Below are 20,530 nucleotides of genomic sequence, written 5' to 3' on the forward strand. Positions count from 1 at the left end.
GACGGGCGCGCCTTCCCGCATCCGGCGGCTGCGCCTCCCCATCACAGGCGGCCGAGCCGTGCCGTGACGGAGGCCGGCGCCTTGCACCGCCGCGGCGGGGAAGCGTAAACCGCGTGCCAGCGCTGGCGCGAACGTGATCGTGCCCGAACGACCCGGCCGAGGAGAGACCCATGACGACCGACCGGCTGCCCGGCTTCAACACCCTCGCGATCCACGCGGGCGCGAGCCCCGATGCGGCCACGGGCGCACGGGCGACGCCGATTTACCAGACCACGAGCTTCGTGTTCGACGACGTCGACCACGCCGCCTCGCTGTTCGGGCTGCAGGCCTTCGGCAACATCTACTCGCGCATCACCAACCCGACCAACGCCGTGCTGGAGGAGCGCATCGCCGCCCTCGAAGGCGGCACCGCGGCGGTCGCGGTGTCGTCCGGCCACGCGGCCGAGTTCCTGACGATGCACGCGCTGATGCAGCCGGGCGACGAGTTCATCGCGGCCAACAAGCTCTACGGCGGCTCGATCAACCAGTTCAACCACAGCTACAAGAACTTCGGCTGGAGCGTGGTCTGGGCCGACACCGACGACCCGTCCTCGTTCGAGCGCGCGATCACGCCGCGCACCAAGGCGATCTTCTGCGAGTCCATCGCCAACCCGGGCGGCGTCATCACCGACATCGCCGCCCTGTCGGAGATCGCCAAGCGCCACAACATCCCGCTCATCGTCGACAACACCATGGCGACGCCGTATCTGATCCGCCCGTTCGAGCACGGCGCCGACATCGTCGTGCACTCGGCGACGAAGTTCCTCGGCGGCCACGGCAACTCGATCGGCGGTCTCGTGGTCGACGGCGGCACCTTCCCCTGGGCCGGCGACGCGCGCTACCCGATGATGAGCCAGCCGCGCCCGGAATATGCCGGCATGGTGCTGGCCGAGACCTTCGGCAATTTCGGCTTCGCCATCGCCATCCGGGTGCTCGGCCTGCGCGACCTCGGGCCGGCGCTGTCGCCGTTCAACGCCTTCCTGATCCTCAACGGCATCGAGACCCTGCCGCTGCGGATGCAGCGCCACTGCGACAACGCCATGGCCGTCGCGACGCACCTGGCGGGCCACCCCGCGGTGTCGTGGGTGAGCTATCCGGGGCTCGAGACCGACCGCTACCACCAGCTCGCCAAGCGCTACACGCCGAACGGCTTCGGCTCGGTCTTCACCATCGGCCTCAAGGACGGCTACGATGCCGGCGTGAAGCTCGTCGGCAACCTGCAGCTGTTCTCTCACGTGGCGAACATCGGTGACACGCGCTCGCTGGTGATCCACCCGGCCTCGACCACCCACCGCCAGCTCACCGACGCGCAGAAGACCGCGGCCGGCGCCGGGCCGGAGGTGGTCCGCCTCTCGATCGGCCTCGAGGATCCGGCCGACCTGATCGAGGACCTCGACGACGCGCTCGGCGCTTAGCCGGCCCCGCGCCGGCCTCCCGCCCGCGTCGATGGCACGATGCGGCTGGAGGCTCGGCCGCCGTGACGCCGACGGGTCCGGCCCGGTCTGCGAGACGGCGATCCGCGAGCAGGATGGCGGCGCGCCGTGCCCGTCCGCGCGACCGCATCCGCCACGCTATGCAATCCATGGATGCAGGTCCGGACGCCGCCGAAAGTCCGGACGCCGGCGCGGGCCGGGCTCGCCGTCGCGCGGTTGCGATGCGCGGCTATCGGTCCGTCGCCAGGAACAAGGGCGCCGCTCGGCGGTAGCACCAACACGTCCCGGCGCTCCGGCGATAAGGATCCCAACCCATGTTCATGCGCATCGACAAGCTGCAGGCCGAGCTTCCGCAGCCGAAGCGACCCGATCCGAACGCCGCTGCGGCCCTGCAGGAGCTGCTCGGCGGCAAGTACGGCGAGATGTCCACCCTCGGGAACTACATGTTCCAGAGCTTCAATTTCCGCAACAAGTCCAAGCTGCGTCCGTTCTACAGCCTGGTCTCCAGCATCTTCGCCGAGGAGCTCGGCCACGTCGAGCTGGTCTCGACCGGCGTCTCGATGCTGAACAACGGCCCCGGCGACGACACCAAGGACGTCGACATCTCCAAGGCGCCCTTCGAGGACATGAAGGACATCCGGCTCGCCGGCAGCTTCCTATCGAACGGCGGCGGCGCGATGCCGATGAACTCGAACGCCGCGTCCTGGAACATGGACATGGTGACGACGACCGGTAACCTGATCATCGACCTGCTGCACAACTTCCACCTGGAATGCGGCGCCCGCCTGCACAAGCTGCGCGTCTACGAGACCCTGACGGACCCGACCGGTCGCGAGGTCTGCGGCTACCTGCTGGTGCGCGGCTCGGTCCACGCCCACGCCTACGCGCTGGCCCTGAAGAAGCTCACCGGCGTCGAGATCGAGAAGATGCTGCCGACGCCCAATATCGTGCTCGACAAGATCCCCGAGTGCCAGAAGTACCTGCAGGAGGGCAGCCACCGCCGCCTCTACACCTTCAGCCCGAACGACTATGCGGAAGCTGCCGGCGTCTGGTCGAACGACGAGGTCGCGCTGCCGGGTGATCCGCCCGGCCAGCTCGAGATCGTCGACGGCCACCCCGAGGGCGGCAAGATCCCGGAGCTCGACGGCAATTACGGTGCCTTCGCCCCCGACTACGCGCCCGAGGAAATCTTCGAGATCGCGAGCAAGCTCTACAAGAAGAGCCGCTGATCCGAGGTCGAACGACGAGGCCGGCGCTCCCGCGAGGGGCGCCGGCCTTTCTTTTTGCGGCCCTGGCAATGGATGCGCCGGCGCGCGCCCGGCGATCGCTCAGGCGGCCAAAGCCGGCTTGGCGTGGCGCGCGTAGAGGAATTCCAGCACCTCCGCCCGGCAATGGACGTAGTCCTTGTCCTCGACCAGCTCGAGGCGACGGCGCGGGCGCGGCATCGGCACGGTCAGCACCTCGCCGATGGTGGCCGACGGGCCGTTGGTCATCATCACGATGCGGTCGGACAGGAGCACCGCCTCGTCCACGTCGTGGGTGATCATGATCACCGTGTTCCGCAGGCGCACCTGGATCTCCATGAGCTGATCCTGGAGATGGGCGCGGGTCAGCGCGTCGAGGGCGCCGAACGGCTCGTCCATCAGCAGCACCGTCGGCTCCATGGCGAGCGCCCGGGCGATGCCGACGCGCTGCTTCATGCCGCCGGAGATCTCGGACGGCCGCTTGTCGGCGGCGTGCACCATGTTCACCAGGGCGAGGTTGTGCTCGATCCAGGCCTTGCGCTCCGCCTTCGACTTCGTCCTGGCGAGCACCTTGTCGACGGCGAGCGCCACGTTCTCGCGCACCGTGAGCCAAGGCAGCAGCGAATGGTTCTGGAACACCACCGCCCGCTCGGGCCCGGGCGACGACACCTCCTTGCCGTCGAGCAGGGTGACGCCGGTCGAGCTCTTCAGAAGCCCGGCGACGATGTTGAGCACCGTCGACTTGCCGCAGCCGGAATGGCCGATGATCGAGACGAACTCGCCCTTGGCGACCTTGAGGTTCACGTCGCGCAGCACCTCGGTGGTGGTGCCGCCGCGGGTGAAGCTGATGCCGACCTGCGAGAGGTCGAGATGGGATGGGTTGGCCATGGTCCCGGTCCTCAAGCTGCGCTGGTGCCGCGGGTGACGACTTGGCCGACCGCCGCCACCAGCCGGTCGAGGACGAAGCCGATGACGCCGACATAGACCAGCGCCACGATGATCTCGCTGATGTGCGAGGAGTTCCAGGCATCCCAGATGAAGAAGCCGATGCCGACGCCGCCGATCAGCATCTCGGCGGCGACGATGGCGAGCCAGGACAGCCCGACGCCGATGCGAAGCCCGGTGAAGATGTACGGGGCCGCCGCCGGCAGCATGACCTTCATGAAGAACTCGATCGGGTTCAGGCGGATCACCGCGGCGACGTTGCGGTAATCCTGCGGGATGTTGCGGATGCCGACCGCGGTGTTGATGATGATCGGCCAGATCGAGGTGATGAAGATCACGAAGATCGCGCTGGGCTGCCCGTCGCGGAAGGCGGCGAGCGACAGCGGCAGCCAGGCCAGCGGCGGGATCGTGCGCAGCACCTGGAAGATCGGGTCGAGGCCGCGCATCGCCCAGTCGGACTGGCCGACCAGCGTGCCGGTCAGGATTCCGACGATCGCCGCCAGCGCGAAGCCGAAGGCGACGCGCTGGAGGCTAGCCGAGATGTGCCAGAACAGGCCCTTGTCGGTGCCGCCGTTGTCGTAGAACGGGTGGGCGATGATGTCCCAGGCCTCCGTCACCACCCGCGAGGGCGGCGGCAGGCCGGCGGTGGGCCGCGAGCACGCGACCTCCCAGAACAGCAGGAAGGCCGCGAGCACCACGAGCGGCGGGATCAGGTTGGCGGCCAGGCCCTTCGCCCGCTTGGCGGTGAGGAAGGGCGTGCGGCTCTTCACGACGGCGGCATCGCGGGCGGCGGTGCCGAGGGCGGTCTTGTCGGCGATCGTCGAGGTGGCGGCCATCACGAGACCTTCTTGATGCCGAGGCTGGCGAGGTAGGCGGCGGGGTTCTCGGGATCGAAGACCTTCCCGTCGAACATCGTCTCCTTGCCACGGGACGTGCTGGTCGGGATCGCGGAGACGCCGAGCGTCTTGGCCGCGTCGCGCCAGAGGTCCTCGCGGTTCACCTTGGCGATCAGCGCCTTGGTGTCGGTCTGCGCGTCGAACTTGCCCCAGCGGATGTCCTCGGTGAGGAACCAGGAATCGTGCGACTGGTACGGGTACGAGGCGTTGTCGGCCCAGAACTTCATGGTGTGGGGGCTGTTCTCGACGACGCGGCCGTCGCCATAATCGAACTTGCCCTTCATCCGGTCGATCACGTCGGTGACCGCGATGTTGATCCACTGGCGCTTGGCGACGATGCCGGCGAGCTCGTCCCGGTTCTCGGGCTTGTCGCACCATTGCTGGGCTTCCAGCACCGCCATCAGGAGCGCCTTGGCGGCGATCGGGTGCTTGTCGACCCAGGCCGCGCGCATGGCGAAGGCCTTCTCCGGATGGTCCTTCCACAACTCGCCGGTGGTGAGCGCGGTGTAGCCGATCCCTTGCGTGATGAGCTGCGCGTTCCACGGCTCGCAGACGCAGAAGCAGTCCATCGTGCCGACCTTCATGTTCGCCACCATCTGGGGCGGCGGCACGACGATGGTCTCGATGTCCTTGTCGGGGTCGATGCCGCCGGCGGCGAGCCAGTAGCGGATCCAGAGGTCGTGGGTGCCGCCCGGGAAGGTCATCGCCGCCTTGACCGGCTTGCCCGAGGCCTTCTTCCGCTCCAGGGCCGCCTTGAAGGGCTTGGCGTCAAGGGCGACCTTGTCGGGCATGTACTCCTTGCCGACGGAGATGCACTGCCCGTTCAGGTTGAGCCGAGCCATGATGTACATCGGCGTCGGCTGATTGTTCTGCGTCACCCGGCCGGCCGTGATCAGGTAGGGCATCGGCGTCAGGATGTGGGCGCCGTCGATGCCGTTGCCCTCGGAGCCGAGCACGAGATTGTCGCGGGTGGTGCCCCACGACGCCTGCTTCATCACCTCGACGTCGGGCAGGCCGTACTTGGCGAAGATGCCCTTCTCCTTGGCGACGAAGAGCGGGGCGGCGTCGGTCAGCGCGATGAAGCCGAGCTTGGCCCCCTTGACCTCGGGGCCCGCGCCCTGCGCGAAGGCGCCCCCCGGCAGGGCGAGGCGCACGGCGGCGGCGAGCGACAGGGCACCGGCCGCGCCCTTGAGCAGGCCGCGGCGGGTGCCGGTGCCGGACGCTTCGGCGAGGGGGGACCGGTCGAGGGTGGATTTCGGCTCGTCGTTACGCATCTGCGGCAGGATCCTGACCTTGAAAACTACGCCGGCGCCCGCCGATCCGCGCACGAACGCGCCCCGCTGCCCGGAAGGATCTTCGGGGCGGAGCGGATCGCATCAGCGGCGTTGCTGGCGGAGGCGGTGCCGTCTCCATTGACGGACGGTGCAGCTCAGCAGGTTTCGTGCCAGGCTAGCGCAAGTGAAGACTGGCCGAGGCTCGGCGCAAACCTGCCGTCGCATTGAGCTTTTCGCCCCGGGACATCCCTTCGCAGCGCACAAAAAACGCGCGCCGGCGCCGGGATTACGGATCGTGACGTAATCGTGCGTCGTTTCGCGAAACGCCGCGGTTTCGGCGGGCGGGATGCTGTGCAAACGCGGCGCGCTCGACTAACCGGGGCGCACGTCAACACCGCGCGACCGCGAACGATCATGCTCCAGACCACGCCGTCCCCCCTGTCGGCCCGCCGGGTCCTCGCCGCGAGCTTCGTCGGCACGGCGATCGAGTTCTTCGATTTCTACATCTACGCCACCGCGACCGCGCTGGTGATCGGCCCGGTCTTCTTCCCGCCCGGCGAGCCCGGCGTGCAGCAGCTCAGCGCCTTCGCGACCTTCGCGATCGCCTTCCTGGCGCGGCCGGTGGGCGCGGCCCTGTTCGGGCATTTCGGCGACCGGGTCGGGCGCAAGGCGACGCTGGTCGCCTCGCTGCTGATCATGGGCGTCTCGACGGTGCTGATCGGCTGCCTGCCGACCTACGCCACCGCCGGCTGGTGGGCGCCGGCGATGCTGTGCCTGCTGCGCTGCGGCCAGGGCATCGGCTTCGGCGGCGAGTGGGGCGGCGCGGCCTTGCTGGCGGTCGAGAACGCGCCGGCGGGCCGGCGCGCCTGGTACGGCATCTTCCCGCAGCTCGGCGCGCCGGTCGGCTTCATCCTGGCCAACGTCAGCTTCCTGGCGCTCAGCTTCGGCCTGAGCGCGGACAGCTTCCAGGCCTGGGGCTGGCGGCTGCCGTTCCTGGCCTCGGCCGCGCTGGTCGGCGTCGGCCTCTACGTGCGGCTCAAGCTCAGCGAGACGCCGGCCTTCAAGGCGGCGCTCGCGCAGGCCAAGCCCGAGCGCGTGCCCTTCGCCGCGATGGTGACCGGGCACGGCCACGCGCTCGTGGTCGGCACACTGGCGATGGTGGCGGTCTACGCCGTGTTCTACATCTCCACCGTCTTCGCCCTCGGCTACGGCACCGCGGCGCTCGGCTACGCGCGGCCGGCCTTCCTGCTGTTCGAGTGCATCGCCGTCTGCTTCATGGCGCTCGGCATCGCGCTCTCCGGCGCCAACGCCGACCGCTTCGGGCGCCGGCCGGTGCTGATGGCCGGGATGGTGGTGGCGTTCGGCCTCGGCGGGCTGCTCGGGCCGATGCTCGGCTCCGGCTCGGGCGCGGTCGTCCTCGCCTTCCTCTGCCTCAGCCTGTTCACGATGGGCTGGATCTTCGGGCCGATGGGCGCCCTGCTGCCGGAGCTGTTCCCGACCCGGGTGCGCTACACCGGCGCCTCGGTGACCTACAACCTCGCCGGCATCGTCGGGGCCTCCGGCGCCCCCTACATCGCCCAGCGCCTGGTCGACTTGGGCGGGATCGCCTGGGTCGGCGCCTACCTGGCGGTCACGGCGGTGATCAGCTTCCTCGCGGTGCTCGCGATGCCGGAGACGCTGCGCAAGGGCGTGTGAACGGCGACCGTCGGCCGGCCGGGCTCCTGCGCCCGGTCAATTCCGCTTGTCGAGGGGCCGCCCGAGGAGGCGCGCGAACTCGGCCTCGATCTCCTCGACCGAGAACGGGTTGGCGGCGGGCTTCGGAGGCGCCGAAGCGGGTGCCGGCGGGGTCTCGACCTTCGGCGGGGGAGGCGGCGCGGGCTCGACCCTGGGGGGCACCCGCGGCTCGACCGGTGCGGCCGGCGCCGGCGGAGGAACCGGCTCGGCCGGCGGCGGAGCGGGCAGGAACGGTTCGGGCTCGGGGACCGGTGCGGGTGCGGGTGCGGGTGCGGGCTTCTCCGCGGACGGTGCGGGCGCGGGCTCGCCGGCCGGGGCATCGACCGGCGCCGCCATGGCCGCGGCCATCGGATCGATCGTGGCCGGCGCCGCCGGAGCGGGTGCCGGGCTCGGAGCGGGCGCCGGCGCCGTCCAGGCGGGCGACGGCGACGGGGTCACGGCCGAGGCCGGCCGGGCGAGCGCGGCCTCGAGCTGGCGGGCCATGTCCGAGAGGATGGCGGGATCGACCGGGCGACGCTCGGCCGGCGGCAACGGAGGGATCGGCGGGATCGCGGCCGGCGCGAAGGCGGGCTCCTCGGGCGGCGGCTCGGAGCGCGGGCGCTCGGAGGCGACGTCGGGGCGCGGGTTGATCAGCGGCGGCGCGGTCCGGCGCATCGGGCGCCGCGCCGGCGCGTCCGGCCGCGGCCCGGTGACGATCGCCTCGGACGGGCGCGCGTCGGGCGTGAGCGGCTCGGGAGCGCGATCCGGGCGGGGTTCGGCCTCGTCGAGGATCGCCGCGTCGAGGGGCGGGACGGAAGCGAGCGCGCCGCCCGGGCCGGACACGGTCGGCGCGAGCACGATTGGCATGGCGAAGTCGGGTCGGAACGCCGCCTGGGCCTGCGTCTCGAGGCCCGGGAAGGGGTCGAGCCCGGCCTCGGCGAGCGGCTCGGCCATCGCCTCGGGGCGCAGGGCCGGATCGCGCTGCTGCCCGCGCTGGATGTGGCGCTCGATCACCACGTCGTTCGGGCCGCCGACGAGCAGCAGATGCTCGACGTTGTCGCGCCGCAGCAGGATCAGCTGGCGCTGCCGGTCGAGCTCGTACACGTCGACGATCCCGAGGCGCGGCTGGCGCCCGCGCTGAGCGCCGCGCTTCGCGTCGGCGAGACCGCCGCCGCCGAGCCGGCGCACAACCAGCACGATCACCGTCAGCACCGCGAAGATCACGGCGAAGATGGTGACGTACTGCACGACCGGAGAGCCGTCAGACCCGAACACGGACTGCAACCATTGCACGGACGATACTCTCGTTCTTCACGGGCCCGGGAGGGCCCTACGCAAAACCGCCCCGTCAGTATCACGGCCGGCCCGCCGCCGGGCAATCATCGTTAAGTCTTCGTTAACAGCTTCGCTGCGGCCCGCGGCCGCGGAAACCTTAACCCGGCGTTAACCAAGCGGGCGGCAGATTTTGCCGGGCGGCCGGAGACCGGGCCGCGCGAATCCGGAGCCCCCTCGTGGCCGTCACCGACATGCCGCTCCTGGGAATGCTCCGGACCAAGATGCAGTGGCATCAGGCGCGCCAGAAGCTCCTGGCCGAGAACGTCGCCAACGCCGACATGCCCGGCTTCCGCCCGCGCGACCTGGCGCAGCCGAGCTTCGACCGGTCGACCGGCCTCGCCGCCTCGACCGGGAGCGCGATGACGCTGACCAGCGTCGGGCACATCGCCGCCTCGGGCGACACCGGCGTCGGCGCCGATCCGCGCCGCGTCACCGAGTTCGAGATCCGCCCGAGCGGCAACGGCGTCAACCTCGAGGACGAGATGATGAAGTCCGGCGACAACCAGTCGGACTACCAGCTCGCCGCGTCGATGTACCAGAAGAGCCTCGATGTCCTGAAGATCGCCATCGGCAAGAAGTGATCGCGAGCCGAGACATGATCGGGGAGGCTTGAGCCATGGATTTCACGAAGTCGCTCTCGATCGCCGCCGCCGGCCTGAAGGCCCAGTCCGGCCGGATGCGGATCATCGCCGAGAACATCGCCAACGCGGATTCGGCGCCGCAGACGCCAACCGGCGAGCCGTACCGGCGCAAGATCCCGACCTTCAAGAGCCATGTCGACCGCGAGACCGGCGCCAACCTCGTGGAGGCGGGACGCGTCCGCCGCGACATGACCGCGTTCCGGACCAAGTACGATCCCGGCAACCCGGCCGCCGACGCGAAGGGCGAGGTGCGGATGCCCAACGTCAACGGCCTGATCGAGAACATGGACATGCGCGAGGCCCAGCGCTCCTACGAGGCGAACCTCAACATGGTCACCACCACGCGCAGGATGATCTCCCGCACCCTCGAAATCCTGAAGTAGGCGAAGGCGGGACACGATCATGGCCAGCAGCAACTTCGCGGCCGGCGCCTACGCCGCCGTCCAGAACGTCGGCAGCTTCAAGGGGCCGCCGAAGATCCAGCCGACGCAAGGGGCGGGCAACGACTTCACCCAGCTGCTCGGCCAGGCGCTCGACGGCGTCGGCGATGCCGGCCGCAAGGCCGACGCGCAGGGCCTGGCGGTGGCCGCCGGCAAGGCCAACGTCGTCGACGTGGTCACGGCGGTGGCCGAGAGCGAGACCGCCCTGCAGACCATGGTGGCGGTGCGCGACCGGATGATCTCGGCCTACGAGGAGATCATGCGGATGCAGATCTAGCGCGTCTTCTCCCGCCCCCGGCAGGCCACCGGATTCACGCATCCGACGGTGCCGAAAGGCGCCCGACGACATCGCCCCCGTCATCCCGGGGCTGCGAAGCAGGGCCCGGGATCCGGAAGCCGCCGCGGCGGCAAGCTCGGGCACGGCCGGCGGCTCTGGATCCCGGGTTCGCCGAAGGCGCCCGGGAAAGGCGGCGGCCGAGTCTCGAGGTGCTTCGGAGATGCCTGAACCCGGTCGCCCGTCGCGGGGACTTGGAATTTCGTCAGCAATCGGACCTCGGACACATGACCGGCCTCGCCATCCTCGACGTCGCGCGCGACGGCATCTTCGTCTTCCTCAAGGTCGCCGGGCCGCTGATGCTCGTGGCGCTCGCCGTCGGGCTCGTGGTCTCGCTGGTCCAGGCGCTGACGCAGATCCAGGAGCAGACCCTGATCTACGTGCCCAAGATCGTCTCGGTCTTCGCCGCCCTCCTGCTGATGCTGCCGTTCATGGGCGACGCGCTCGCCGGCTACATGACCCGCATCGCCGCGCGCATCGCCGCCGGCCAGTGAGACGGGGCGGGCGGCCGGCTGCTATGACGCGCCATGAACCTGCTCCTGCCCGGGATCGCGGCGGCCTACCTGCTGACCTTCGCCCGCGTCGGCACGCTGATCATGCTGATGCCGGGCATCGGCGAGCAGTCGGTCTCGCCGCGCATCCGGCTGTCCTTCGCCCTGCTGGTCTCGCTGCTGCTGTTCCCGATGGTGAGGCCGCTGCTGGCGGTGGGCCCCGACGCGATCGGCGCGCCCCGGCTGATCGGCCTGCTGTTCTCGGAGACGCTGGTCGGGCTGGTGATCGGGCTGACCGTGCGGATGATCCTCGCCGCGCTCCAGACCGCGGGCCTGATCGTCTCGCAGCAGCTCGGCCTGTCCTACGCCATGACCGTCGACCCGGCGCAGGGCGGCCAGCAGCCGGCGCTCGGCAACTTCCTGTCGCTGCTCGGCATCACGCTGATCCTCGCGGCCGACCTGCACCACGTGGCGCTCGACGCGATCTCGCGGAGCTACGCGGTGCTGCCGCCGCAGGCGGTGCCGGCCTTCGGCGATGCGGCGACGCTGGCGCTGAAGGCGGTCGGCCGCGGGTTCACCCTCGGCGTCCAGATCGCCTCGCCGTTCATCGCCTTCGGCATCCTGTTCAACCTCGGCCTCGGGGTGCTGTCGCGGCTGATGCCGCAGCTGCAGGTGTTCTTCGTCGCGGTGCCGGCCTCGGTGCTGATCGGCATGCTGATCCTGTTCGGCTCGCTCGGCGTGATGATGACCGTGTTCCTGGACGACCTCGGCCGCTACCTGCTCGAGTTCGCCGGGCGGTGACCACGACGACGCACAGCCGCCGCGGCCCCGGCCAGGTCGGGAGCCGTTGACCCATGGCCGAGGGGACCGAGCAGGAAGACAAGACCGAGGAGCCGACCCAGCGGCGGCTTGATCAGGCGATCGAGCAGGGCAACGTCGCGACCAGCGCCGAGATCAACACCTTCGCGATCCTGGCCGCCTTCACCCTGGCGCTGATGATCGCCGGGCCGGGCATCGCCCGCGGCCTGCTCGCCGAGATGCGCGGCTTCCTGATGAACGCCCACGCGGTCCCCGACGACCCGCACGCCATGGCGGGGATCGCCGGCCGCACCCTGACGATCTGGTTCCAGGCGCTCGCGGTCCCGGTCGGGCTCGTCGCGGTGGCGGGGCTGGCCGCCGGCCTGCTGCAGCACCCCCTGGTCTTCACCACCGAGACGCTCGGGCCGAAGTTCGAGCGGATCTCGCCGATGGCCGGCGCCAAGCGCATCCTCGGGCTCGAGGCGCTGTTCCAGTTCGGCAAGGGGCTCGCCAAGATGGCGGTCGTCGGGGTGGTGGTCGGCACCGTGCTGTGGCGCGACCGCGACCGGCTCGAGGTGTTCGCCCGCCTCGATCCGGCGGCCTGCCTCAGCGCGATCCTCGGCATCAGCGTCAAGCTGCTCGGCGGCGTGCTCGCCATCCATCTCGTGATCACGATGGCCGACGCCCTGTACCAGCGCTACCGCTGGCGCCAGCGCCTTCGCATGTCCAAGGAGGAGATGAAGCAGGAGATGAAGGAATCGGACGGCAATCCCGAGGTGAAGGGCCGGATGAAGCAGATCCGGATGCAGCGGGTGAAGAAGCGGATGATGGCCGCCGTGCCGACCGCCACGGTGATCATCACCAACCCGACCCACTACGCGGTGGCCCTGCGCTACGAGGCCGGCATGGGCGCGCCGGTCTGCGTCGCCAAGGGCGTCGACTCCCTGGCCTTCCGCATCCGCGAGCTGGCCAAGGCGCACGACGTGCCGGTTCTGGAGAACCCGCCGCTCGCCCGCGCGCTGCACGCCACCGTGGAAATCGACGAGGCGATCCCGGCCGAGCACTACAAGGCGGTCGCCGAGGTGATCGGCTTCGTGATGCGCCTGCGCCGCCGGGCCGCCTGACGGGTCCGTACGCACGGTTTGTCCACCTTCCTCCGTCAGGCTTCGCCGCGACCGATCGGAAGACAGCCCTTGCCGATCGGCGGCGTGAAGGCATAACCGGTCCTTCGTTTCTGGATTCAAGGCCCGATGGCGGATCTGAGTGGACCCACGCCCGCGGTTTCGGGCTCGATCGACCGGTCGGAACGGCCCGGGCGGGTCGGATTGCTGCTCGTCCTCGCCGGGCTGCTGGTCGGGGCGGCGATCGGCCTGTCGTTCGTGGCCAACGAGCAGGCGCAGTCGCTGATCATCTGGCTGCTGGCGCTGCTGGCCATGGCCGGCGTGTTCTTCCTGTTCGCGATGGCGATCGGCGCGATCCAGCTCAGCGGGCAGGGCGGACGCGACGACATCACCAAGGCGATCGTCGACGCCGCCCCCGAGGCGACCGTCGTGGTCGAGGAGGGCGGCCGGCTGATCTACGCCAACGAGGCCTATCTCCACGTCGCGGGCGGCGACAGCTTCTCGACGCTGCGTCCGGTCGAGCGGATCTTCGTCGGCTCGCCGGAGGTGTCGGAGGCGATCTACCGCCTGTCCCAGGGCGCCCGCGACGGGCGCAGCCACGCCGAGGAGGTGCGGATGTCGCCGCCGCCGGCGGCGAGCGCCAGGGGGCGCGACTTCGCCTGGTACCGCATCCAGGTCCGCCCGCTTCCGCGGCCGGGACGGGCCGCCTCGCTGTGGACGGTCAGCGACATCACCGCCGAGCGCGAGCGCCAGGAGAACGTCTTCCAGGAGCTCCAGCACGCGATCGACTACCTCGACCACGCGCCCGCCGGCTTCCTTTCGATCGATCCGACCGGGGCGATCGTCTACATGAACGCGACGCTCGCCGCCTGGCTCGGCTACGACCTCGCGGTCGTCGGCCCCGGCGGCCCGCACCTCTCCGAGATCGCGCCCGCCGCCGACGCGCTGATCCAGAATGCCGGGCTCCCCGGCGAGGTCCGCACCGACCGGTTCGACCTCGACCTGCGCCGCCGCAACGGCCACCCGATGCCGGCGCGGCTGTATCACCGCGTCGCCTTCGGCAAGGACGGCAAGCCCGGCGCGTCGCGGACCTTCGTCATCAACCGCTCGGCCGGGGCCGAGAGCGACGAGCCGCAGCGCGCCGCCGAGGTGCGGCTCGCGCGCTTCCTCAACAACTCGCCGATCGCGATCGCGACGCTGGACCGCTCCGGCCGGATTGCGCGGGCGAACGCCTCGTTCGCGCGCCTGTTCGGCACCCTGCCGCGGCACGCGGTGGCCGATTCGGCCGCCGGCGCCGAGGAGCCGAACGTCGCCGAATCGGTGGTCGAGCGCGACCGCCCGGCGCTCGATGCAGCGCTCGCCAAGGCGGCGAGCGGGCTCTCCGAGATCGAGCCGATCGAGGTGATGCTGATGGGCAATGCCAACCGCTCGGCGCGGGTCTGGCTCAGCCCCGCCGGCGGGGAGGGCGCTCCGGGCCAGGAGCCGGAGGAGGCCGATCGCGAGCCGCTGATCCTCTACGCCCTCGACACCACGGCCCAGCGCCAGCTCGAGCAGCAGATCGCCCAGACCCAGAAGATGGACACCGTCGGCCAGCTCGCCGGCGGCATCGCGCACGACTTCAACAACGTCCTCCAGGCGATCATCGGCTACTCGGACCTGCTGCTCGCAAGCCACAAGCCGACCGATCCGGCCTTCCAGGACATCATGCAGATCAAGCAGAACGCCAACCGGGCGGCGGGCCTCGTGCGCCAGCTCCTGGCGTTCTCCCGCCGCCAGACGCTGCGCCCGGAGGTGATGAACGTCGGGGAGGCGCTCTCGGAGCTGACGCTGCTGCTGAAGCGCCTGCTCGGCGAGCGGGTCGGGCTCGACCTCAAGCACGGGCGCGACATCTGGCCGGTGAAGGCCGACGTGAACCAGTTCGAGCAGGTGATCGTGAACCTCGCGGTCAACGCCCGCGACGCGATGCCCGGCGGCGGCCGCCTGCTGATCCGCACCGCCAACGTGCTCGACCCGGGCGCCGCCGCGAAGCCCGACGGGCGCGGCGGCGCGCCGGCCGGCGACCACGTGCTGATCGAGGTGCTCGACACCGGCGAGGGCATCCCGGCCGACCTGATGGAGAAGATCTTCGAGCCGTTCTTCACCACCAAGGAGATCGGCAAGGGGACCGGCCTCGGCCTCTCGACGGTGTTCGGCATCGTCAAGCAGTCGGGCGGCACCATCGACGTGCAGTCGACCGTGGGCGAGGGCACGAGCTTCCGGATCTACCTGCCGCGCCACGAGCCGGCAGCGCTGCCCGAGCCGGCGCCGACGCCGGCGCTGCCGAGCCCGACGGCCGACGCGTCCGCTCCCGCCACCGCAGCGCAGGCGCCGGGCGAAAGCTTCGTCCTCGTCGGCGATCCGCCCGCGCCGCCGGCTCCGAAAGCGCCCCCGCGAAAACCCTCGGCCGACCATACCGGGCAGGGGGTGATCCTGCTCGTGGAGGACGAGGATCCGGTCCGCGCCGTCAACAGCCGCGCGCTGTCGGCCCGCGGCTACACCGTGCTCGAGGCCGCCTCCGGCATCGACGCGCTGCACATCGTGCGCGAGGGCGGCCACCAGATCGACCTCGTCGTCTCGGACGTGGTGATGCCGGAGATGGACGGCCCGACCCTGCTGCGCGAGATCCGCAAGCACCTGCCGGAGCTCAAGGTGATCTTCGTCTCCGGCTATGCCGAGGACGCCTTCCGCAAGAACCTGCCGGAAGGCGAGACCTTCAACTTCCTGCCCAAGCCCTTCAGCCTGAAGCAGCTCGTCGAGACGGTGAAGGCGACGATGGCCGAGCCGTGAGGCGGCGGGCAGGTGCGGAAAAGGCTCCTCAGCGAGCCGATTCCGCCCTTGCTCGATGAGAACAAAACGGGTACATCAAATGCAGGTTCCCGCGCATTGAGATGCGCGCCCAACCCCTGCATAAGGATGCCGCACGATGGCTCAGGCCGCACTGAAAGTGGTGGAAACCCCCGGCATGGTGGACAAGGACAAGGCGAAGGCGATCGACGCCGCGCTGTCCCAGATCGAGCGGGCCTTCGGCAAGGGCTCGATCATGCGGCTCGGCAAGAACGACAAGGTGGCGGAGGTCGAGACCGTCTCCACCGGGTCGCTCGGCCTCGACATCGCGCTCGGCGTCGGCGGCCTGCCGCGCGGCCGCGTCATCGAGATCTACGGGCCGGAATCGTCGGGCAAGACCACGCTCGCGCTCCACACCATCGCCGAGGCCCAGAAGAAGGGCGGCGTCTGCGCCTTCGTCGATGCCGAGCACGCCCTCGACCCGGTCTACGCGCGCAAGCTCGGCGTCCAGCTCGACGACCTGCTGATCTCGCAGCCCGACACCGGCGAGCAGGCGCTCGAGATTACCGATACGCTGGTGCGCTCCGGCGCGATCGACGTGCTGGTGGTCGATTCGGTGGCGGCGCTGACGCCGCGCGCCGAGATCGAGGGCGAGATGGGCGACAGCCAGCCCGGCCTCCAGGCCCGCCTGATGAGCCAGGCGCTGCGCAAGCTCACCGGCTCGATCTCGCGCTCGAAGTGCATGGTGATCTTCATCAACCAGATCCGGATGAAGATCGGCGTGATGTACGGCAGCCCGGAGACGACCACGGGCGGCAACGCGCTGAAGTTCTACGCATCGGTCCGTCTCGACATCCGCCGCATCTCGACCCTCAAGGACCGGGACGAGGCGATCGGCAACCAGGTCCGCGTCAAGGTCGTGAAGAACAAGGTCGCGCCGCCGTTCAAGCAGGTCGAGTTCGACATCATGTTCGGCGAGGGCGTGTCGAAGGTCGGCGAGCTGATCGATCTCGGCGTCAAGGCCGGCATCGTCGAAAAGTCCGGCGCCTGGTTCTCCTACAACAGCCAGCGGCTCGGCCAGGGCCGCGAGAACTCCAAGGGGTTCCTGCGCGACAACCCCGAGATCGCGGGCAAGATCGAGACGTCGATCCGGCAGAATTCGGGGCTCGTCGCCGAGAAGATCCTGGAGAACGCCAAGCCGACCGAGGACGAGCTCGACGAGGGCGAGGCGTAGTCCGCACCGCCCCTCCGAAGCGGCACACCGAAACGAAGAAGCGCGCCGGCCCGGGAGGGCGGCGCGCTTCTTCGTTATGAAGCCCCGAATGGGGAATGCCGGACGAGCCGACGCCTCGGCTCAGACGGCGCGAAGGCTCACGCCGAAAAGCCGGCCGGCTCGAACAGGAAGTCGTCGATCGTCGGGATGCTCACGGAGAGCCCGGCATAGGCCGGCTTCGACAGGCGCCACGGCCGCTCGGCCCGGGCGCGGATCGCCTCCGAGGGACGCAGGCGGCGCAGCGAGCCTTCCGGCTCGACCTCCTCGACGGTGAGGAAGCCGTAGACCTGCAGCCGGGACGCGATCAGCTTGGTCTCGCGGTCGCCCGCCGCCACCGTGAGTGTCCCCGTGGCATAGACCGCATCCATCAGCGCGCGCTGCTCGGACCGGCGCCGGGCCTGGCCCTCACGGACGCCGCCCTCGTACGGCAGAGGCCGGCCCGCGGCGGCGATCCGCCGGAAGGGGACGACGTTCTCGGCCGCACTCGAAACGCTACCCATACGCATCACCCTGACCGTCGCCACATCGCATGGTCGGGTGCGCATCGCGCCGTCCCGACGAAGCGGACAATTGGACGAATCGCTTTAATCTTCCGTGAGCGCTGTCGAAGCGGGCCGTGCCCGACCTGCCCCGATCCGGCACGGTGCGCCGCGCTGACGAGGCCGCCCACCCGACGAGCAAGTGCCGGCCTCGCGCGCGGGCGATGGGAGGTCGACGTGATCAGGGAACGCGTCCCGATGGGCGCGGAGGTGGTCGCCGCGGGCCCGAGCGCGGCTGGAATAGCCGCCGCCAAGGTAACGCCCCGACCGGTCTGCACGGACCCGACGGCACGAGCCGCGGCCTCGCCGTACGCAGACCACGACATTCGAACGTTCGCCGGGCGCGTGAACCGGCACGGAGACCCGGAGGCGGATCGCGTCGGGCAACCGTCCCGCACAAAACCTTAACCTCTCGTCGGATGCGAGATAATCGGCCGGAAACCATTGACCCCTCGGGCGATGGAGGCTAGAAGCGCGCCACTTCGAACGGCCCGGGGGCTGCTGACGAGGCTGAGCATCACGCTCATCCGTTCGTCGACGACGCGCCGATCCACCGTCGAAGGCTCACATCGCCTGACGTTCTCGTCAGATCAGTAGGTACGAGCGCGCCTGCCTTAACAGGGGTGCTCCTCTGCCGACAGCGCGCCAAGGGTCCTCACCGACCCCTGGCGCATATTCGTTTTGCGGATCTCCTTCGGGAGGTTCGTGGGCGGCTCCGCAGGGAGCCACGTTACGTCGCACGGGATCGCGCTTCGTCGCGATCCGGAGGAAGAGGGCACAGGATGCCGACGATCAACCAGCTGATCGCGCAGCCGCGGAAGATCCAGCGGAGCCGCAACAAGGTGCCGGCGCTCAACGCCTGCCCGCAGAAGCGCGGCGTCTGCACCCGCGTCTACACGACGACCCCGAAGAAGCCGAACTCGGCGCTCCGCAAGGTCGCCAAGGTCCGCCTCACCAACGGCTTCGAGGTGATCGGCTACATCCCGGGTGAAGGCCACAACCTTCAGGAGCACTCGGTGGTGATGATCCGCGGCGGCCGCGTGAAGGACCTTCCGGGCGTGCGCTACCACATCCTCCGCGGCGTGCTCGACACGCAGGGCGTCAAGAACCGCAAGCAGCGCCGCTCCAAGTACGGCGCCAAGCGCCCGAAGTAAGATCTTCCCGTCCGGACGTTTTGCCCGGGCGGCCGACACGGCATTCCACTGCCTCGTAAGGATGTCGCCGGCGCTCTTCAGGAGTGGCTCAAGGCGGCCTGCGCGAGGTGCTTAGATCCTTATCCCTCGGAAGTTCCGCAATGTCCCGTCGCCATTCCGCCGAGAAGCGTGAGATCATCCCCGATCCGAAGTACGGGGATATCGTCCTCACCAAGTTCATGAATTCGATCATGTACGAGGGCAAGAAGTCCGTCGCCGAGCGGATCGTGTACGGCGCCTTCGAGATCGTCGAGAACCGCGCCCGCGCCAACCCGATCGAGGTGTTCCGCGCGGCCCTCGAGAACGTCGCCCCGATGATCGAGGTGCGCTCCCGGCGCGTCGGCGGCGCGACCTACCAGGTCCCCGTCGAGGTCCGCACCGAGCGCCGCCAGGCGCTGGCGATCCGGTGGCTGATCCAGGCCGCCCGCGGCCGCAACGACCGCACCATGGTCGAGCGCCTCTCGGCGGAGTTCCTCGATGCCGCGAACAATCGCGGCAACGCCGTCAAGAAGCGGGAAGACACGCACCGGATGGCGGAAGCCAACCGCGCCTTCTCGCACTACCGCTGGTAAGCGGCCCGACGCCCCTTTCGGAGAGATCCCGATGCCCCGCACCCACGCGATCGAGGACTACCGCAACTTCGGCATCATGGCCCACATTGATGCCGGCAAGACCACGACCACCGAGCGGATCCTCTACTACACCGGCAAGTCCCATAAGATCGGCGAGGTCCATGAGGGCGCCGCCACCATGGACTGGATGGAGCAGGAGCAGGAGCGCGGCATCACGATCACGTCCGCCGCGACGACGTGCTTCTGGCGCGAGAAGCGCCTGAACATCATCGACACGCCCGGCCACGTCGACTTCACCATCGAGGTGGAGCGCTCGCTCCGCGTGCTCGACGGCGCGGTGTGCGTGCTCGACGGCAACCAGGGCGTCGAGCCCCAGACCGAGACCGTCTGGCGCCAGGCCGACAAGTACGACGTCCCGCGCGTCGTGTTCGTCAACAAGATGGACAAGATCGGCGCCGACTTCTTCAAGTGCGTCGCCGACATCATCACCCGCGTCGCCGGCAAGCCGGTGTGCCTGCAGCTGCCGATCGGGGCCGAGAACACCTTCAAGGGCGTGATCGACCTGATCAAGATGAAGGCGATCGTCTGGTCGGGTGAGGCGCTCGGCGCCAACTACGACGAGGAAGAGATCCCGGCCGACCTCAAGGATCAGGCGGTCGAGTACCGCACCAAGATGATCGAGGCCTGCGTCGAGCTCGACGACGAAGCCATGACCGCCTACCTCGACGGCGTCGAGCCGAGCGAGGAGACCCTTCGCAAGCTCGTCCGCCGCGCCGTGCAGCTGCGCGCCTTCCACCCGGTGCTCTGCGGCTCGGCGTTCAAGAACAAGGGCGTTCAGCCGCTGCTCGACGCGGTCGTCGATTACCTGCCGTCTCCCGCCGACCGCGGCGAGATCAAGGGCCTCGACTTCAAGACCGAGGAAGAGATCGTCCGTCACCCGACGGACACCGATCCCTTCTCCATGCTCGCCTTCAAGATCATGGACGATCCCCACGTCGGCACGATCACCTTCTGCCGCGTGTACTCGGGCAAGATCGAGTCGGGCGCCAACGTGCTCAACTCCTCACGCGACAAGAAGGAGCGCGTCGGCCGCATGCTCCTGATGCACGCCAACAACCGCGAGGACGTCAAGGAAGCCTTCGCCGGCGACATCGTCGCGCTGGCCGGCCTCAAGGACACCCGCACCGGCGACACGCTGTCGGACCCGGTCAAGGTCGTGATCCTCGAGAAGATGGAGTTCCCGGAGCCCGTCATCGAGATCGCGGTCGAGCCGAAGTCGAAGGCTGATCAGGAGAAGCTCGGCATCGCGCTCGCCAAGCTCGCGGCCGAGGATCCGTCCTTCCGCGTCTCCACCGATCAGGAGTCGGGCCAGACCATCCTGCGCGGGATGGGCGAGCTGCACCTCGACATCAAGGTCGACATCCTG

Annotated in this window: 19 protein-coding genes; 14 read left to right on the top strand and 5 right to left on the bottom strand. The window is 69.6% G+C overall.

Going from position 1 to position 20,530, the window contains the following annotated elements; translation table 11 throughout:
* Window positions 1-170 precede the first annotated feature (170 nt).
* Window positions 171-1,454, top strand: a complete 1,284-nt coding sequence (locus tag MKK70_RS24665; protein ID WP_243950511.1) for an O-acetylhomoserine aminocarboxypropyltransferase — start codon at window positions 171-173, stop codon at window positions 1,452-1,454.
* 332 nt (window positions 1,455-1,786) lie between these two features.
* Entirely contained in the window at window positions 1,787-2,701 is a 915-nt protein-coding gene (locus MKK70_RS24670; RefSeq protein ID WP_147728870.1) for a manganese catalase family protein, read from the top strand.
* A 99-nt stretch (window positions 2,702-2,800) separates the two neighbouring features.
* Here the strand turns inward: MKK70_RS24670 and MKK70_RS24675 are convergent, their stop codons facing one another.
* From MKK70_RS24675 to MKK70_RS24685, 3 genes are read right to left on the bottom strand one after another with little or no spacing between them, the layout of a single operon-like run.
* Complete coding sequence (locus MKK70_RS24675) at window positions 2,801-3,604, bottom strand: ABC transporter ATP-binding protein (protein ID WP_243933699.1); 804 nt, start codon at window positions 3,602-3,604, stop codon at window positions 2,801-2,803.
* 11 nt (window positions 3,605-3,615) lie between these two features.
* Window positions 3,616-4,497, bottom strand: coding sequence for a nitrate ABC transporter permease (ntrB, locus tag MKK70_RS24680; RefSeq protein WP_147842569.1), 882 nt, complete (start codon window positions 4,495-4,497; stop codon window positions 3,616-3,618).
* Complete coding sequence (locus MKK70_RS24685) at window positions 4,497-5,831, bottom strand: CmpA/NrtA family ABC transporter substrate-binding protein (RefSeq protein ID WP_243933701.1); 1,335 nt, start codon at window positions 5,829-5,831, stop codon at window positions 4,497-4,499. The genes ntrB and MKK70_RS24685 overlap by 1 nt, the downstream gene beginning before the upstream one ends.
* A gap of 414 nt (window positions 5,832-6,245) precedes the next feature.
* On the opposite strand from MKK70_RS24685, the gene MKK70_RS24690 reads away from it, so the two are divergent.
* Window positions 6,246-7,526: an MFS transporter gene (locus MKK70_RS24690; RefSeq protein WP_243950513.1), complete on the top strand. Its 1,281-nt coding sequence runs from the start codon at window positions 6,246-6,248 to the stop codon at window positions 7,524-7,526.
* 36 nt (window positions 7,527-7,562) lie between these two features.
* Here MKK70_RS24690 and MKK70_RS24695 read toward each other — a convergent pair whose 3' ends face one another.
* The gene (locus tag MKK70_RS24695) at window positions 7,563-8,837 is read right to left on the bottom strand and encodes a flagellar biosynthetic protein FliO (protein WP_313899110.1); all 1,275 of its coding nucleotides are present in this window, start codon (window positions 8,835-8,837) and stop codon (window positions 7,563-7,565) included.
* A gap of 218 nt (window positions 8,838-9,055) precedes the next feature.
* Here MKK70_RS24695 and flgB point away from each other — a divergent pair, with 218 nt between their 5' ends.
* The 8 genes from flgB to recA all read left to right on the top strand — a co-directional run bounded on the left by flgB (window position 9,056) and on the right by recA (window position 16,761).
* Window positions 9,056-9,460, top strand: coding sequence for a flagellar basal body rod protein FlgB (gene flgB, locus MKK70_RS24700; protein WP_147728154.1), 405 nt, complete (start codon window positions 9,056-9,058; stop codon window positions 9,458-9,460).
* 35 nt (window positions 9,461-9,495) lie between these two features.
* Window positions 9,496-9,903 carry a flagellar basal body rod protein FlgC gene (gene flgC, locus MKK70_RS24705; RefSeq protein ID WP_147728153.1) on the top strand — a complete coding sequence of 136 codons (408 nt, stop codon included), beginning with the start codon at window positions 9,496-9,498 and terminating at the stop codon, window positions 9,901-9,903.
* A gap of 19 nt (window positions 9,904-9,922) precedes the next feature.
* Window positions 9,923-10,237, top strand: coding sequence for a flagellar hook-basal body complex protein FliE (fliE, locus tag MKK70_RS24710; RefSeq protein ID WP_147728152.1), 315 nt, complete (start codon window positions 9,923-9,925; stop codon window positions 10,235-10,237).
* A 284-nt stretch (window positions 10,238-10,521) separates the two neighbouring features.
* The gene (gene fliQ / locus MKK70_RS24715; protein ID WP_147728151.1) at window positions 10,522-10,788 is read left to right on the top strand and encodes a flagellar biosynthesis protein FliQ; all 267 of its coding nucleotides are present in this window, start codon (window positions 10,522-10,524) and stop codon (window positions 10,786-10,788) included.
* A gap of 33 nt (window positions 10,789-10,821) precedes the next feature.
* Window positions 10,822-11,586, top strand: coding sequence for a flagellar biosynthetic protein FliR (gene fliR / locus MKK70_RS24720; RefSeq protein WP_147728150.1), 765 nt, complete (start codon window positions 10,822-10,824; stop codon window positions 11,584-11,586).
* 53 nt (window positions 11,587-11,639) lie between these two features.
* Window positions 11,640-12,707 carry a flagellar biosynthesis protein FlhB gene (gene flhB, locus MKK70_RS24725; RefSeq protein ID WP_243950515.1) on the top strand — a complete coding sequence of 356 codons (1,068 nt, stop codon included), beginning with the start codon at window positions 11,640-11,642 and terminating at the stop codon, window positions 12,705-12,707.
* Window positions 12,708-12,833: 126 nt separating this feature from the next.
* A complete protein-coding gene (gene cckA, locus MKK70_RS24730) occupies window positions 12,834-15,530 on the top strand; it encodes a cell cycle histidine kinase CckA (RefSeq protein WP_243950517.1) in 2,697 nt (898 codons plus the stop codon).
* A 136-nt stretch (window positions 15,531-15,666) separates the two neighbouring features.
* The gene (gene recA / locus MKK70_RS24735; protein ID WP_147728204.1) at window positions 15,667-16,761 is read left to right on the top strand and encodes a recombinase RecA; all 1,095 of its coding nucleotides are present in this window, start codon (window positions 15,667-15,669) and stop codon (window positions 16,759-16,761) included.
* 137 nt (window positions 16,762-16,898) lie between these two features.
* Here recA and MKK70_RS24740 read toward each other — a convergent pair whose 3' ends face one another.
* Window positions 16,899-17,300 (bottom strand): hypothetical protein, encoded by a 402-nt coding sequence (locus MKK70_RS24740; RefSeq protein ID WP_147843170.1) that lies wholly within the window; start codon window positions 17,298-17,300, stop codon window positions 16,899-16,901.
* An 821-nt stretch (window positions 17,301-18,121) separates the two neighbouring features.
* Here MKK70_RS24740 and rpsL point away from each other — a divergent pair.
* The 3 genes from rpsL to fusA form a co-directional block, all read left to right on the top strand.
* Window positions 18,122-18,493 carry a 30S ribosomal protein S12 gene (rpsL, locus tag MKK70_RS24745; protein ID WP_066927123.1) on the top strand — a complete coding sequence of 124 codons (372 nt, stop codon included), beginning with the start codon at window positions 18,122-18,124 and terminating at the stop codon, window positions 18,491-18,493.
* A 140-nt stretch (window positions 18,494-18,633) separates the two neighbouring features.
* Complete coding sequence (gene rpsG, locus MKK70_RS24750) at window positions 18,634-19,104, top strand: 30S ribosomal protein S7 (RefSeq protein WP_147728202.1); 471 nt, start codon at window positions 18,634-18,636, stop codon at window positions 19,102-19,104.
* 31 nt (window positions 19,105-19,135) lie between these two features.
* Window positions 19,136-20,530 (top strand): elongation factor G (gene fusA / locus MKK70_RS24755; protein ID WP_243950518.1); only part of this gene is annotated, 1,395 nt, incomplete at its 3' end.

It is taken from the genome of Methylobacterium sp. E-041, from assembly GCF_022829665.1.
GTDB lineage: Bacteria > Pseudomonadota > Alphaproteobacteria > Rhizobiales > Beijerinckiaceae > Methylobacterium.